This is a genomic window from Streptomyces sp. NPDC020747, from assembly GCF_044334695.1.
In the GTDB taxonomy this organism is placed as follows: Bacteria; Actinomycetota; Actinomycetes; order Streptomycetales; family Streptomycetaceae; genus Streptomyces.
This window is the reverse complement of record NZ_JBIRTJ010000006.1, coordinates 79175-94301: the sequence shown is the minus strand read 5'-3', so window position 1 is coordinate 94301 and position 15127 is coordinate 79175. Positions and strand designations below refer to the sequence as shown.

13 protein-coding genes and 1 pseudogene are annotated in these 15127 nt (G+C 70.5%); 9 read left to right on the top strand and 5 right to left on the bottom strand.

Annotation, left to right across the window (positions count from 1 at the left end):
• Window positions 1-21: 21 nt before the first annotated feature.
• Together ACH4YP_RS17845 and ACH4YP_RS17840 are read right to left on the bottom strand one after the other, a co-directional pair.
• A complete protein-coding gene (locus tag ACH4YP_RS17845) occupies window positions 22-1374 on the bottom strand; it encodes a zf-HC2 domain-containing protein (protein WP_398491122.1) in 1353 nt (450 codons plus the stop codon).
• A pseudogene (locus ACH4YP_RS17840) lies at window positions 1358-1934 on the bottom strand (sigma-70 family RNA polymerase sigma factor); the annotation flags it as partial. The pseudogene ACH4YP_RS17840 and the gene ACH4YP_RS17845, both read right to left, overlap by 17 nt.
• A gap of 386 nt (window positions 1935-2320) precedes the next feature.
• On the opposite strand from ACH4YP_RS17840, the gene ACH4YP_RS17835 reads away from it, so the two are divergent.
• Both ACH4YP_RS17835 and ACH4YP_RS17830 read left to right on the top strand, forming a co-directional pair.
• Window positions 2321-2695 (top strand): STAS domain-containing protein, encoded by a 375-nt coding sequence (locus ACH4YP_RS17835; protein WP_361050879.1) that lies wholly within the window; start codon window positions 2321-2323, stop codon window positions 2693-2695.
• Window positions 2696-2872: 177 nt separating this feature from the next.
• Complete coding sequence (locus tag ACH4YP_RS17830) at window positions 2873-3385, top strand: EF-hand domain-containing protein (protein WP_361050882.1); 513 nt, start codon at window positions 2873-2875, stop codon at window positions 3383-3385.
• Here ACH4YP_RS17830 and ACH4YP_RS17825 read toward each other — a convergent pair.
• Complete coding sequence (locus tag ACH4YP_RS17825; RefSeq protein ID WP_398491121.1) at window positions 3364-4872, bottom strand: class I adenylate-forming enzyme family protein; 1509 nt, start codon at window positions 4870-4872, stop codon at window positions 3364-3366. The genes ACH4YP_RS17830 and ACH4YP_RS17825 overlap by 22 nt on opposite strands.
• 154 nt (window positions 4873-5026) lie before the next feature.
• Here ACH4YP_RS17825 and ACH4YP_RS17820 point away from each other — a divergent pair, with 154 nt between their 5' ends.
• From ACH4YP_RS17820 to ACH4YP_RS17805, 4 genes are all read left to right on the top strand, one after another.
• Window positions 5027-6220 (top strand): amidohydrolase family protein, encoded by a 1194-nt coding sequence (locus ACH4YP_RS17820; protein WP_398491120.1) that lies wholly within the window; start codon window positions 5027-5029, stop codon window positions 6218-6220.
• Window positions 6220-7374, top strand: a complete 1155-nt coding sequence (locus tag ACH4YP_RS17815) for an acyl-CoA dehydrogenase (RefSeq protein WP_398491119.1) — start codon at window positions 6220-6222, stop codon at window positions 7372-7374. The genes ACH4YP_RS17820 and ACH4YP_RS17815 overlap by 1 nt, the downstream gene beginning before the upstream one ends.
• A gap of 4 nt (window positions 7375-7378) precedes the next feature.
• Window positions 7379-8263: an acyl-CoA dehydrogenase family protein gene (locus tag ACH4YP_RS17810; protein WP_398491118.1), complete on the top strand. Its 885-nt coding sequence runs from the start codon at window positions 7379-7381 to the stop codon at window positions 8261-8263.
• Window positions 8264-8758: 495 nt separating this feature from the next.
• Complete coding sequence (locus ACH4YP_RS17805) at window positions 8759-9271, top strand: ATP-binding protein (RefSeq protein WP_361051095.1); 513 nt, start codon at window positions 8759-8761, stop codon at window positions 9269-9271.
• Between the two features lie 516 nt (window positions 9272-9787).
• Here the strand turns inward: ACH4YP_RS17805 and ACH4YP_RS17800 are convergent.
• On the bottom strand, window positions 9788-10714 hold the full coding sequence (locus ACH4YP_RS17800) for a cyclase family protein (protein WP_398491117.1): 927 nt from the start codon (window positions 10712-10714) through the stop codon (window positions 9788-9790).
• Between the two features lie 96 nt (window positions 10715-10810).
• Between ACH4YP_RS17800 and ACH4YP_RS17795 the strand changes: the two genes are divergently transcribed.
• The 3 genes from ACH4YP_RS17795 to ACH4YP_RS17785 all read left to right on the top strand — a co-directional run bounded on the left by ACH4YP_RS17795 (window position 10811) and on the right by ACH4YP_RS17785 (window position 14104).
• Window positions 10811-11716 (top strand): SDR family oxidoreductase, encoded by a 906-nt coding sequence (locus tag ACH4YP_RS17795; protein WP_361050900.1) that lies wholly within the window; start codon window positions 10811-10813, stop codon window positions 11714-11716.
• Between the two features lie 150 nt (window positions 11717-11866).
• Window positions 11867-13021: an acyl-CoA dehydrogenase family protein gene (locus ACH4YP_RS17790; protein ID WP_398491116.1), complete on the top strand. Its 1155-nt coding sequence runs from the start codon at window positions 11867-11869 to the stop codon at window positions 13019-13021.
• Between the two features lie 33 nt (window positions 13022-13054).
• Window positions 13055-14104 carry a Zn-dependent alcohol dehydrogenase gene (locus ACH4YP_RS17785; RefSeq protein WP_398491115.1) on the top strand — a complete coding sequence of 350 codons (1050 nt, stop codon included), beginning with the start codon at window positions 13055-13057 and terminating at the stop codon, window positions 14102-14104.
• A 28-nt stretch (window positions 14105-14132) separates the two neighbouring features.
• Here the strand turns inward: ACH4YP_RS17785 and ACH4YP_RS17780 are convergent, their stop codons facing one another.
• Entirely contained in the window at window positions 14133-15113 is a 981-nt protein-coding gene (locus ACH4YP_RS17780) for a helix-turn-helix domain-containing protein (protein WP_361050909.1), read from the bottom strand.
• Between the last annotated feature and the right edge of the window lie 14 nt (window positions 15114-15127).

Here is a 15127-nt window from a genome sequence, read left to right as displayed (position 1 = left end):
GCGTTGCATGCGGCTCGTGCGCTAGATGCGGCTCAGTGACGCTGCTGCGAAGAGGACGTCTCTGATTGCCTCTCGGTCGCCCACCTGGCCCGCTGCCGCTTCCTCGGGGGGTACGTGGCCTGCGGCCAGTTGGCAGAACTCGACGCCGTCCAGGGCTATGTGGGCCACCTCGTGGTCGGGGGAGGGCAGGGCGGCGGGGGAGTCCAGGGGGATGAGCCATTCGCCGCCGCCCAGGCCCTCGATCTCCAGGCGGAGGCTGCGGCCCGGGGTGCCGGCCGGGACCAGGTGGCGGGTCTGGCCGGGGGTGGCGAGGCCGGCCTGGCGGCGGGCGGCCAGGGCCGTGGGGAGCATACGGGCGCCCAGGTCGATCATGGCGTGCAGGTGGCTGGGCGACGGCGGTTCGTAGGGGTAGTCGACCGCCTCGGCGATGTCTCCCGCGTGGACCCACGTCTCGAAGGCACGGTCCAGCATCGCGTCCCGCAGCGGGAGTTCGAAGGCGCCGTACGAGACCGGGAGCCGCCCCGAGCCTCCGCCCGCGAAGGCGACCGTGCGGACCAGGTTGTGGGCCTGCTCGCGCCAGGGGCCTCGTACGGAACGGGTGGGCGGGAAGTGCGAGGTGGACCAGAAGGCCTCTGTGCGGTCTGCGGGGGTGGGGGTGTCCGCGGGGGCTTCGAGGGGGTCGTCCAGGCCCAGGGTCACGGCCACCAGGCCGTCCACGGTCAGGAGATGGGCGATCACGCCGGCGACGGTGGTGCGGCGGCTGGCCTGTTCGTCGCCCTCGAACCAGCGCAGGCGTACGGGAGCGTGCCACTCCGAGTCGCCGATGTCCTGGAGGAGGGCGTCCAGGCGGGCCGTCTCCGCGTCGTACGCCGTTGCCCATTCGGGGACCGGGATGCGGGGCGGGCGGCGGCCCAGGCAGCTCTCCAGGACCCGGGTGCGGAGGGTGGGGTCCAGGTCGAGGCTCTCCGGCGGGTGCAGGAGGCCCACCGCGTCGCGCAGGCGCAGGGCCTCGTCCGCGCACGCGCCGCAGGTGCCCAGGTGGTCCTCGACGGCCGCCGTCTCCTCGGGCGAGCAGGCCGCCAGGGCCCAGGCGCCCAGCAGGGCCTTCAGGACCCGGTGTTCGAGGAAGAGGGGTGCCGGGGCCGGCTCGGGGAGGGGAAGGCCCGTGTCCTCGACGGACGAGCGCGGCATGGGTATGCGCGGGGGTTCGTCCGGGGTGTGGGGCGTGCTGGGTTCCGGGGGCTTGGGGCCTGACGGTCCGCCCGGGGTGTTCTCCGGGGGTGAGGTGTCCTTGTGGGGGCCCGTTCCGCCGTTGTGGTCCTCCGGGTCGTCCGGCTGTTCCCCGTACCCGTCGTGTGCCTCCGTGCCCTTCATCCGGCGCCCCCGGACCGGCCCGCGTCGTGGGCCGTGGACAGGAGTTGGAGGCCCAGGCGCAGGCGACGGCGGGCCTCGTCCTCGGTGACGCCGAGGTCGACGGCGGTCTGGCGGTAGTCGCGGCGCTGGAAGTAGGCGAGCTCCAGGGCCGCGCGCAGCGGGGCGGGCATGGACTGGACGATGTAGTCGGCGCGGGCCGCCACCGAGGCCCGGCGGACCTTGCGTTCCAGTTCCTCGGTGCTGCCCGAGCCGTCGTGGGCGAGCGCGGCGGTCTCCGTCGCGCGCAGGCGCTGCACGGCGAGGCGGTGGGTCAGCGTGGCGACCCAGGAGCGCAGAGGGCCCTGCTTGGGGTCGTACGACTCGGGGTTCTCCCAGACATGGGCGAAGACCTCGCGGGTGACACCGTCGGCCGCCCGGTCGTCTCCGAGCACTCGATGGGCGAGGCCGTGCACGAGCGAAGCGAATCGGTCGTAGAACTCACCGAGCGCGGCCGCCTCCCCGCGTGCGAGCCGCTGCTGCATCTTGCGGTCCCAGCGGGGCGGCGCGTCCTTCTTGGTCATGCGGCCCCTCACCCCCGGTCGTGCGGTGCGCCTGTCCCTGTGTCCACCGGATTCTCCTCTCCGGCTTCCTCCCGAATGTAGTCGGCACCCCCGGCGACGCACGCCCCTTTGTGGCAATGCGCGCCCCTCGCGGGGCTGTGGATGGTAGTGCCCCGATCACGCTGTGCGTGCGGCTCCTCACGGTGTGCGTGTGTCTGCCGTGACTTGGCCCGATCAGGATCGACCGTACTAGACCGTTCCCGACCGAAACAGCCCAACTGGGGCACGCTTCGATTTCGCATCCGGTGTTTCATGGAGTGAGGGTGGGGCAGCCGCGCACCAGGGAAGTGACAGGACCACTTCCGGTTCCGTTTCCGGGTCCGCAACGACCAGCGAGGGGCAGGCGCGTGACGCTCAGGGTGACCGACGGCGAGCAGCACGGCTGGGCCGTGCTCCGGGTGTCGGGCGAGATGGATCTGGTGACGTCACCGGTGCTGCGGCAGCGCGTGCACGACGCCGTGGCCGACGGGCGGCACAGTGTTGTCCTCGATCTGTCCGGAGTCCTGTTCTGTGACTCCAGTGGTGTGGGGGTGCTGATCGCCACCCGGCGGCTGCTCCGGTCCTGCCAGGGGCGCCTCCGCTTGATCCTTCCCGCGCAGGGCGCGGTGGACGGTTCACACGTCAACCGGGTGCTGGGTGCCCTCGGCGTGCGTCGGCTCTTCGACGTGTATCCCGATGTCGACGCCGCCGTCGACGACGAACCGGATTCCCTGTCGGCGTGATTCGCGTCACGCCCGGGCCGCGTGGAGGGGAAGATCGTCCCGTGACTCCGCGACGCGGTTGTCGCGGAATTCCTCCGGTCTTGGCACAAGCGCCGTTTTCCCGCTCCCCGGAGGGCCCGGTCGTCGTACGCTCCCAGGCAGACGTACCCACGTGATGTAAGGCGGCCCGAAAAGACAATGGTCAGCACCGAGTACGAGCGAAAGATCGCCGCGCGGTTCGCCACCTTCGATCAGGACGGCAACGGCTATATCGACCGCGAGGACTTCAACGCGGCGACCAAGGCGCTGCTCGCCGAGTTCGGCACGGCGGCCCGGTCCGACAAGGGCCAGGCCCTCTACATCGGCGCCGAAGCCTTCTGGCAGGGCATGGCCGGAATAGCGGACCGGGACGGCGACCAGCGGATCACCCGCGAGGAGTTCGTGGGCGGCGCGGTGAAGCGGCTGCGGGACAACCCCGACCGGTTCGCCGAGATCGCCCGCCCCTTCCTGGACGCGGCGCTCGCCATCGCGGACGGCGACGGGGACACGGCGGCGACCGTCGACGAGATCGCGCGGGCCCTCAAGGCCCTCGGCGCACCCGAGACCGTCGCCACCGCCGCGGCCGGCGCGCTCGACACGGACGCCGACGGCCGGGTCACCGAGCCGGAGATCGTGAGCGCCTTCGCCCGCTACTTCACAGTGCCCGAATAGCGTTCCCTGAGCTTGTACTTGAGCACCTTCCGCAGGGTCTCGTTGCGCGGAAGGGCGTCCACCAGCTCCAGCTGCTCCGGCAGCTTGTGCACGGACAGCCCTTCCGCGCGTAGGTAGTCGGTGACGGCGGCGAGCGTCAACTGCGGGGTCCTGTCCGGTTGTTCGATCACCGCGCATACGCGTTCGCCGCGTTCCGCGTCCGGCAGGCCGATCACCGCCACGTCTCCTACCGCCGGGTGGCGGTGCAGCAGGTCCTCGATCTCCTTCGCCGAGATGTTCTCCCCCTTGCGGATGATGACGTCCTTCAGACGGCCCGTCAGGACCAGGTGGCCGGAGGGTGTGAGGCGCCCGAGGTCTCCCGTGATCAGGAAACCGTCCTCGTCGAAGGCCTGTGCCGTTTGGGCCGGGTCCAGATAACCCGTGCAGACGGCTTCCCCGCGCAGCCTCACCTCCCCGTCCATGATCCGGATCTCCATGCCCTCCGGGGGGCGGCCCTCGGTCGTCGCGAGGTTCTCCACGGAGTCGTCGGGCGAGCCCATCGTGATCATCGGGACCTCGGTCATGCCGTATCCATGGGTCAGTTGGACACCCATCTCCCGTACGACGGCGTGGTGCACCTCGGGCGGCTTCGGTGCCCCGCCGCCCGCGAGGAGGCGCAGGGTGGGGATGAGTCTGGTGTCCGGCTGCTTGCGCTGCTCGGTCAGGAACATCGAGTAGAACGCGGTCGAGCCGCCCGCCACCGTCACCCCGTGCTTGCGGTAGCCCTCCAGGGCGTCCGGCAGCGCGAACTTCTCGAAGAGGACCGCCGGGAAGCCGTACAGCAGCAGCATGACCAGGTAGTCGGGGCCGCCTATGTGCGCGAAGGGGAACGCGATCGAGCCGATGTCGTCGGCCGTCAGGTGCAGCGCGTGGGCGAGGCAGGAACCGCCGGCGATCAGCGAACGGTCCGTGTGCAGAACGCCCTTGGGGTCGGACGTCGTCCCCGAGGTCCAGTAGATCCAGCGCACGTCCGTGCCGCTCGTGGGCGGCGGCGGCAGGACGGACGGGTCCCCTTCGGGGAGGGAGTCGTACGCCTCGAAGACGCCGCGTGCGTCGATGCGTTCGGCCATCGCCGTGTGGTCGAAGCCGCGCCACTCGCCCGGTACGGCGAAATGGGCGGCCCCCGACTCCCGTACGGCGAAGGCGACTTCGCGGTCCCGGTAGAAGGGGATCACCGGGGACTGGACCGCGCCCAGCCTGGCCAGGGCCATCGCGAGGACGACCGTCTCGATGCGGGTGGGCAGTTGCCAGGCGACCACCGTGCCGGGGCGTACGCCCAGGTCATGGAGGCCGGCCGCGGTCCGTTCCGCGCCCGCGCGCAGCTCCTCGAAGGTGAGGGTGCGGTCGTCCTGGAGGAGGACGGGGCGGTCGGGGGTGAGCGCGGCGCGGAGCTCGACGAGTTCCCAGAAGGTGCGGGAGGTGCCCAGTGCGTGTGCGGTGTCGGTCATTGCCCGGTACTCCTCACAGCTGACGGGTAGTCAGATTGGCTGGAGAGCGTAGGGCTCGGCGCCTTGTCGGTCCAGGGGTGCGGGGCTAGCCTTCTAGGGGACCTGTAGCTGACGGTCCGTCAGATACCCGCAGTTGGCCCGGCGGAGGGGACCCATGACCGAACTGCCCCGCATCATCAGCGTCGACGACCATGTGATCGAGCCCGCGAACCTCTTCGAGACCTGGCTGCCGAAGAAGTACCAGGACCGCGGCCCCAAGCCGCTGACGGCCGGGATCGGCGAACTCGCCTATGTGGCGGGCAAGTACCAGATCACGATGGACCCGGACGGGCCGCCGACCGACTGGTGGATCTACGAGGACCTGAAGTTCCCGTACAAGCGCAACATCGCCGCCGTCGGCTTCGACCGGGACGAGATGACGCTTGAGGGCATCACGCGGGCGGAGATGCGGCCCGGCTGCTGGGATCCCGTCGAGCGGCTCAAGGACATGGACGCGAACCATGTCGAGGGTTCGCTCTGCTTCCCGACCTTTCCGCGGTTCTGCGGGCAGACCTTCGCCGAGGCGCACGACAAGGAGGTCGCGCTGGCCTGTGTGCGCGCCTACAACGACTGGATGGTCGAGGAGTGGTGCGGTGACAGCGGTGGCAGGCTGATCCCGCTGTGCCTCATCCCGCTGTGGGACATCGACCTCGCGGTCGCCGAGATCCGGCACAACGCGGCCCGGGGCGTGCGGGCCGTGACCTTCTCCGAGATCCCCACCCACCTCGGGCTGCCGTCCATCCACTCCGGCTACTGGGACCCGTTCTTCGCGGTCTGCCAGGAGACCGGCACGGTCGTCAACATGCACATCGGCAGCAGCAGCCAGATGCCCGCCGCCTCACCCGACGCGCCGCCCGCCGTCCAGGCCTCGCTCAGCTTCAACAACGCCATGGCCTCGATGATGGACTTCCTGTTCAGCGGGGTGCTGGTGAAGTTCCCGCAGCTCAAACTCGCCTACTCCGAAGGGCAGATGGGCTGGATCCCGTACGCCCTGGAGCGCGCCGACGACGTGTGGGAGGAGCACCGGGCCTGGGGCGGGGTGAGGGACCTGATCCCCGAGCCGCCCTCCACCTACTACTACCGGCAGATCTTCTGCTGCTTCTTCCGCGACAAGCACGGCGTCGCGTCGCTGGACGTGGTGGGCCGGGACAACGCGACCTTCGAGACCGACTACCCGCACGTCGACTCGACCTTCCCGCACACCAAGGAGGTCGCCCTCGACCATGTGAAGGGCCTCGACGACGAGACCATCTACAAGCTGATGCGCGGCAACGCCATCCGCATGCTGGGCCTGGACCTCGATAAGTAATGGACCTCTCCTACACGCCCGAGGAACAGGAGTTCCGGGCGCGGCTGCGGGAGTGGCTCGCGAAGGTCCTCCCCGGACTGCCCCCGAAACCCTCGCCCGACGACTGGCCCGGCAGACGCGCGTACGACCTCGGCTGGCAGCGCATGCTCTACGACGCCGGGTACGCGGGGCTCCACTGGCCCGCCGACGCCGGGGGGCGCGGGGCCACGCCCACCCAGCACCTGATCTTCCTGGAGGAGACGGAGAAGGCGGGCGCCCCCTACGTAGGGGCCAACTTCGTCGGGCTGCTGCACGCCGGGCCCACCATCGCGGCCGAGGGCAGCGCCGAGCAGCGGGCGCGCTGGCTACCGCCCGTGCTGCGCGGCGAGGAGGTGTGGTGCCAGGGGTTCAGCGAGCCGGACGCCGGCTCGGACCTCGCGGCGCTGCGCACGCGCGCGTGGCGGGACGGCGACGACTACGTGGTGAGCGGCTCCAAGATCTGGACCTCCCACGCGGAAGTCGCCGACTGGTGCGAGCTGTTGGTGCGGACCGATCCGAAGGCGCCCAAGCACCGGGGGATCTCGTGGCTCGCGATGCCGATGGACGCCCCCGGGATCACGGTCCGTCCGCTGCGTACGCTCGCGGGTTCGACCGAGTTCGCCGAGGTGTTCCTCGACGAGGTGCGGGTGCCCGTCGCCAACCGGGTCGGCGAGGAGAACGACGGCTGGCGCGTGACCATGGTGACGCTGTCCTTCGAGCGCGGCACGGCCTTCGTGGGCGAGGTGGTGGCCTGCCGGCGCGTCCTCGGCGAACTCGCGCGCGAGGCACGGAAGAACGGCCGCTGGGACGATGTGCCACTGCGGCGCAGGCTCGGTCGTCTCAACGCCGAGTTCCGTGCGCTGTGGCGGCTCACTCAGTGGAACGTGAGCGAGTCGGAGCGTTCGGGCGGGGTGCCGGGCGTCGGGGGTTCGGTTTTCAAACTGAGCTACTCGCGCGCGCGGCAGGACCTGTACGACGCGGCGGCCGACGTGCTCGGTCCCGAGGCGCTCGACCTCGACAGCCCGTGGACGCTGGACCGGCTGTCGTCCCTCTCGTACACCATCGCGGCCGGTACCTCGCAGATCCAGCGGAACATCGTGGCCGAACGGATCCTGGGCCTCCCGAAGGGGCGATGACCGTATGGATTTCCAACTCACTGATGATCAACGGGCGTTGCGGGCGGGGGTACGCGAACTGCTGGTCCGGCGCTTCGGGCGGGAGCAGTTGCGGGCCGCCGTGGACGCCCCGGGGCTCGACCGTGCGCTCTGGCGGGAGTTGGGCGAGGCGGGGTTCTTCGCGCTGCGGCTGCCCGAGGCGGAGGGCGGGGTCGGACTGGGACTCCCGGAGGCGGTGCTGGCCTTCGAGGAGGCCGGCCGGGCCCTGCTGACCGGACCGCTCGTGGCCACGCACCTCGCGGCCGGCGAGGTGCCCGGAGCGGCCACCGGCGAGAGCGTCGTCGCGGCCGTCGACGGCACGCTCGTCGAGTGGCTGGACGAGGCCGACGTCGTACGCGGCGATGTGACGGGAGCCGTCGCGATGCGCTCGGCGGACCCGCTCACTCCGCTGCACCGGGTGCCCCGCCTCGCGCCGCCCGACCCGGTGGCCGCGCTGCTGACCGCCGCCGAGCAGTTGGGCTCCGCCTCCCGCACCTGCGAACTGGCCGTGCAACACGCCCGGACCCGTGAGCAGTTCGGCCGGCCGATCGGGGCCTTCCAGGCGGTGAAACACCTGTGCTCCGAGATGCTGGTGCGAGTGGAGGTGGCGCGTGGTGCGGTGTACGCGGCCGCCGTCACGGCCGATCCGCTCGACATCGCGGCGGCCGGACTGCTGGCCGACGAGGCCGCCGAACGCGGCGCCCGCGACTGTCTCCAGGTGCACGGAGGCATGGGTTTCACGTGGGAGTCCGACGTGCACCTTCATCTCAAACGTGCCTGGCTGCGGGCCCGTCGCGGACAGAGCGCGGCCGAGGTCGAGGACGTACTCGCGGAGGATCTGGTGACCGCCGCACCGGGGCCCCGGACGTGAACTGTGCACGTTCATTGCCGTCGATCGTGGCATGACGGAACGGGCCTGAACGGGCAGATGTCACTGAACGTGGCAAACGGGAATTACCGAGCGTTGATATCGGGTTGTGTCCTATGCGTGACTCGTCACGGCCTGGAGTCGGAGCCGTGCTCCGGTACCTTGTGTGGGATGCGAGTGGTTCTGAGGCCGGTCCATCACGGTGTTGCCCCTGAGGCGGCTCCGGATCCGGAGCTGCGTACCGCTCGCGAGGCGGGAAGCAGGACCGTTCCTGCCTGTTCGACTCCCCGTGACGAGCGTCGCACAGTATGCCGCACGCGTACTCCTTCGCGCTGGAATATGCCCGAAGCGCTTGTTGGGGTGACTGTACGTCAACCATGCTGTCTCCCAAGGGAATCACGTTCCGTGAACCCTTTTCTGACCACGATCGTGGCCCTTGCGAGGCGCGAGGCGATGTGTCCGCCGGTTCGGATGGTGTGAGCGGTGCAGGTGCTTCAAGTGCAGCTGGAGATCCGGCCCGACCCCGCAGAGGTGGGGCGGGCCCGGAGGTGGGCCCGTTCGCGGCTCGCGGGGTCCGGGATAGAGGTCGATGAGCCGCTGGCAGAGACGCTGATCCTGCTCGTCTCCGAGCTGGTCACCAACGCGGTGGTGCACACCGGCCGTCCGGCCGTGCTGCGGCTGTCGCTGCCTGACGTCGTGACCGGGACCACCGCCGGAGAGCGGGCCGTGGCGGAAGCCGTTGGCACCGTCCGCCTGGAGGTGCTCGACGCCAGCGCCCGGCCACCCCGCCCCCGGTGCGCGGACGGTGACGCGACCAACGGCCGCGGCCTGGCCCTCGTCGACGGCCTCGCCGACCGCTGGGGCTGGAGCGGCGAGGGCGCCGGCAAGCGTATCTGGTGCGAGGTGGACCGCTGTTCGGCGACGGCGGCGTCCGCGGTGACGTGCGACGCGGCTTCGGCCGCGTACGGGGATCTGACCGCGTACGGGGATCTGGCGTTCGAGGTGGTCTGAGCGAGGCCGTGCCCCTTCGGGGGTGTCGGCGGCTCCTCCCCCACTCTCGGTTTCGATCGAGCGGGGGACCTCATCGTGGGTGCGATCGGTCTGCTGTGATCCGCGCGTGGCATCCGGGCGTTCAGGCGGAGCACGGAAGCACGGGGCCTGAGCCCCCGTTGCTCGATGCGCCGTACCGTGCTTCCACCCGTGACGGTACAAAGAGGTGCGTAAGCCGTGAATCCCCGAACAGGTGTTGACGAGTCGTGTCCGTTTGATCACGCTTGTGGTCAGCGATTCGCCGTGAGGGGACGGCGAGGGTTCCGGTGACGGGAGCCCTTGGCGAGCGTGGGTCGCGATCGGCGTCGGCTCCTCCAGGGTCGGGAGCAGGGCGGGTACGCCGGAGCCGGATGGCGGCGCGCGGTGTCGTGCTCGGGGTGAGGTGGGGTCCCTCCCGCCCGGGCGTGGCCGAGTCTGGGGGCGGCGCGCCGCCAGCCGACCCCTCGGCCGGCGGGAGGCGGAGCCGGTGAGGGTGTCTCAGAGGATCGCGACGGGTGCCACCGGGGTTCCCGTGGCGCCGACGAACGGTTCGGGCATCGCCGACAGCAGGAACGTATGGCTGCCAAGTTCTCCACAGGCTGTGGACAACTCTTCGAGATTCCAGTTCTGGCCTTGGAGCATGCCCATTTCGACCAGATCGAGAGCGTGCACCGGAAGCCACAAGTCCTCTATTTCAGGCGGAAATATCTCAAAGGTGAGGGTGTCGTTCGCGACGGCGGCCACATCGTGTGCGTGGAACCACTCCGGTGTGCGGACGGACAGACCGGGCGACGGGAACGCGTACGCGTGCTTGTCACCCGCCAGGTAGACCTGCATCTGGCCGGTACGTACGAGGACGATGTCGCCCGCGCGGACCTTCGCCCCGGCCAGTTCCTCGGCGGCTTCGAGGTCCTCCGGGGTCACCGCGTGGCCGCCGTCGAGGCGGTCCTTGCCGAGCGCGCGGGCCACGTCCAGGAGGATGCCGCGCGAGACGATGTGGCGGGGCTTGTCGATGCCGCTGAACTCGGCGCCGCCGTGGGCCGTGACGGTGGTCGCGGGACGGCCGTTGTAGATCTTCCCCGAGTGCGAGACATGGGTCAGCGCGTCCCAGTGGGTGGCCGCCTGGAGGCCCATCGTCACGGCGTCGTCGCTGCACGCGACCGTGCCGGGCCCGAACAGCTCCTGGTTGAGCTGCACCATCGCGTGCAGCGGGTTCACCCGGCCCGGGATCATCCCGGTCTGTACGCCGTCCTCCCTGAGCGGGAGCGCGAGCGGGACGCGACGGCCCGTGCGAACCGTCGCCGCGGCCTCGCGCACGACCTCGTCGGTGATCAGGTTCAGCGTGCCGATCTCGTCGTCGGCACCCCAACGTCCCCAGTTGTTCACGCGCTTGGCGATCTCGTGGAACTCGGCCGGCATCGACATGAGTACTCCCCGGGGCTTGTCTCCAGGTATCTGACGGGTCGTAGAATCTGAGTTGAATCTAACGGACCGTCAGAAACTGCGGGAAGGGGCCGGGGCGTGGGGAACTTCTTGGCAGACAAGGTCGTCGCCGTGACAGGGGCGGGACGGGGCATCGGACGCGCGGTGGCGCTGGCCGCCGCGGCCGAGGGCGCACGCGTCGTCGTCAACGACTACGGGGTGTCCATCGAGGGCGCGGAGCCGACCAGCGAGATAGCCGAGACCGTGGTCAAGGAGATCGAGGCGGCCGGCGGGGACGCGGTCGCCGTCGCCGACGACATCTCGACGATGACGGGCGGACAGCGCGTCGTCGACACGGCGCTGGAGACGTACGGGCGGCTCGACGGAGTCGTGTGCGTGGCCGGGATCCTCCGCGAGCGGATGCTCTTCAACATGTCCGAGGAGGAGTGGGATCCGGTCCTCGCCACGCATCTGAAGGGCACGTTCACCGTCTTCCGGGCCGCGTCCGCCATCATGCGGCGGCAGGGCTCCGGCACGCTCATCGGGTTCACCAGCGGCAACCACCAGGGATCCGTCTCGCAGGCCAACTACAGCGCCGCGAAGGGCGGGATCATCTCGCTCGTGCGGAGCGCGGCGCTGGGGCTCCACAAGTACGGGGTCACCGCGAACGCCGTCGCGCCCGTCGCGCGTACGCGGATGTCCGCGAACGTGCCGATGGAGTTGAAGGAGATCGGCGAACCCGAGGACGTGGCCGCGCTCGTGGTGTACCTGCTGTCCGAGCGGGCGCGGGAGGAGCGGATCACCGGTCAGGTCTACACGATCGCCGGGCCGAAGATCGCGGTGTGGGCGCAGCCGAGGGAACTCCGTTCCGGGTACGCGGAGGGGTCCTGGACCCCTGAGCGGATCGCGGACTTCCTGCCGGGGAGTGTGGGGACGGACCCCATGCCCTTGCTTGCGCAGGTGGAGGAGATGGCTCGCGCGGCGCGTTCCAAGAAGGCGCCGTAGGGGCTGGGCTGGGTGGTGGGTGCGGGGCCCTGTGGCTGAGCGCGCCCATGCCGCGGAGCCGCAGATGTCACAGCCCCGCACCCCTAAAAGCTAAAAGACTGCGCAGTTCCCCGCGCCCCTGATCGGGGCGTTGTGGTGGGCGGAGGAGATATGGAGTTCGGTGTCACCGCGGAGGATGAGGCGTTTCGCGTCGAGGTGCGGGGGTGGCTCGGGGAGCGTGTTCCGGGTGCCTTGGACCGGCGGGCGTGGGAACGGGCGCTCGGTGCGGGTGGGTGGATCGGGCTCGGGTGGGGGGAGGGCGGGTACGGGAATCGGCCGGCCGGGCTCAGTCGGCAGGTTGTCTGGGCCGAGGAGTACGCACGGTCGGCGGCGCCACCGCGCTCCGGGCACATCGGGGAGAACCTGCTCGCGCCCACGCTCATCGCTCATGGCAGTGCGGAGCAGAAGTCCCGGTTCCTGCCCGCTATCGCGTCCGGTGACGAGCTCTGGTGCCAGGGGTACAGCGAGCCGGGGGCCGGGTCGGACCTCGCGGGGATTCGTACGGAGGCCGTGCGGGAGGCGGGGACCTACCGGATCAGCGGCCAGAAGATCTGGACCTCGCTCGCCCATGAGGCGGACTGGTGTTTTGTGCTGGCGCGTACGGAGGCGGGGTCGCGGCGGCATCGCGGGCTGAGTTTCCTGCTCGTACCGATGGACCAGCCGGGGCGGATCGAGGTGCGGCCGATTCGTCAGCTGACGGGGACGAGCGAGTTCAACGAGGTCTTCTTCGACGGGGCGCACGCGCGTGTGGAGCACGTCGTCGGGGGCGAGGGCAACGGGTGGCAGGTCGCGATGAGCCTGCTCGGCTTCGAGCGGGGTGTCTCCACTCTCGCCCAGCAGATCGGCTTCGCCCAGGAGTTGGAGCGGGTGGTGGAGACGGCCGTCTCGACGGGTGCGGTGGACGACCCCGTCGTACGGGACTGTCTCGTGCGCCAGTGGGCGGAGTTGCGCGTCATGCGGTGGAACGCCCTGCGGACGCTGGGGAGTTCGGCGGATCAGGTCCAGGTCCAGGGTGCTCCCAGCGTGGCCAAGCTGCTGTGGGGGCGGTGGCATCAGCGGCTCGGGGAGCTGGCGATGCGGGTGCGGGGCGCGGGGGCGGCGGTGGGGCCCGCGGACTGGTCGGCCTCGGCGCCCTACGAACTGGACGCGCTGCAGCACCTGTTCCTGTTCAGCCGGGCCGACACGATCTACGGCGGTTCGGACGAGGTACAGCGCACGATCATCGCCGAGCGCGTGCTCGGCCTTCCCAGGGAACCGAAGGGTTGAGGTGGGCGCGATGCGGCGTGTGAGGGGTGTGACATGCGGGGTGTGATCTTCGACGGCAAGCAGACCCAGGTGGTCGACGACCTGGAGATACGGGAGCCGGGGCCGGGTGAGGTGCTGGTGGCGATCTCCGCGGCGGGGCTGTGCCACAGCGACCTCTCCGTGGTGGACGGGACCATACCTTTCCCCGTACCCGTGGTCCTCGGCCATGAGGGGGCGGGGGTCGTGGAGGCCGTGGGTGTGGGCGTCACCCATGTCCGGCCCGGAGACCATGTCTCCCTCTCCACGCTCGCGAACTGCGGCACGTGCGCGGAGTGCGACCGCGGGCGGCCCACCATGTGCCGCAAGGCCATCGGGATGCCTCAGCGGCCGTTCACACGGGCGGGGCAGCCGTTGTACCAGTTCGCGTCCAACTCCGCCTTCGCGGAACGGACGTTGGTGAAGGCCGTGCAGGCCGTACGGATTCCCGACGACATTCCGATGGCCTCCGCCGCGCTCATCGGGTGCGGGGTGCTGACCGGGGTCGGGGCCGTGCTCAACCGGGCGCGGGTGGACCGCGGGGACAGCGTGGTCGTCATCGGTACCGGGGGGATCGGGCTCAACGTGATCCAGGGGGCGCGGATCGCCGGGGCACTGACGGTGGTCGCGGTGGATTCCAATCCGGCGAAGGAGGAGGTGGCCCGGCGGTTCGGGGCGACGCACTTCCTGTCTTCGACGGAGGGGGTGCGGGAGGTTCTTCCGACCGGGGCCGATCATGCCTTCGAGTGTGTGGGGCGGGTGGAGCTGGTCCGGCAGGCCGTCGATCTGCTCGACCGGCATGGGCAGGCGGTGCTGCTCGGTGTTCCGGCGGCTACGGCCGAGGCGTCCTTCCTTGTCTCGTCGATGTACTTGGACAAGTCGATTCTTGGGTGTCGGTACGGGTCTGCTCGGCCGCAGCGGGATATCGCGTTGTACGCGGAGATGTACCGCGAGGGGCGGTTGTTGCTGGACGAGTTGGTGACCGAGACGTATCCGGTGGAGGACTTCGAGAAGGCGGCGGCCGATGCGGGGGGCGGGCGGGTTGCCCGGGCTGTTCTGACGTTCTGAGTGACGTTGCTGGGGCGAGGGGAGTCGGTCAGCGGAAGGTGCGGCGGTAGGTCGTGGGGGTTACGCCCAGGGTGGACTGGAGGTGCTGGCGCATTGACTGGGGGGTGCCGAAGCCCGAGGCGTGGGCGATCTGGTCGATCGAGAGGTCGGTGGACTCCAGTAGGTGGCGGGCGCGTTCGACGCGTTGCTGGGTGAGCCACTGGCCGGCACTGACGCCGGCCTCCTCGCGGAAGCGGCGGGTGAAGGTGCGCACCGACATGGACTCCTGCTCGGCCATGTCGCGCAACTGGATCGGTTCGTGCAGCCGAGCCAGCGCCCAGGCACGGGCGGCGGTCGTGGACGCCAACTGGGGCTCGGGAACGGGGCGTTGGATGTACTGCGCCTGCCCGCCGTCACGGTGCGGCGGCACGACCGTACGCCGGGCCACCTCGTTGGCCACCGCCGTGCCGTGATCGCGGCGCACGATGTGGATGCACAGGTCGATCCCGGCCGCGACCCCGGCGGACGTCAGCACGTCGCCGTCGTCGATGAACAGCACGTCCGCGTCCACCCGCACCTTCGGGAAGATCCGTTGGAAGTGCTCGGCGGACGCCCAGTGCGTGGTCGCCGGGCGGCCGTCGAGATATCCGGCGGCGGCGAGCACGTACCCGCCCGTGCAGATGGAGACGAGCCGCGTGCCCGGCCGGATCAGCGCGAGGGCCGCGGCCAGCTCGTCCGTGAGCACGCCCTCGGAGTGCACCGGGCCGAGCTCGTACGAGGCCGGGACGACGACGGTGTCGGCGGTGGCGAGGGCCTCCGGGCCGTTCTCCACGAGGATGGAGAAGTCCGCCTCCGCCTCCACCCGGCCCGGCGGCCGGATCGAGCAGGTCACCACCTCGTACAGGCGGCGGCCCTCGGCGTCCTTGGCGCGGCCGAAGATCCGCTGCGGGATGCCCAGCTCGAAGGGGAGGAGGCCGTCCAGGGCGAGGACGACCACGCGGTGGGGCCGGAAGGGGGTCTGCGTACCCATGGCCCGATTCTAGC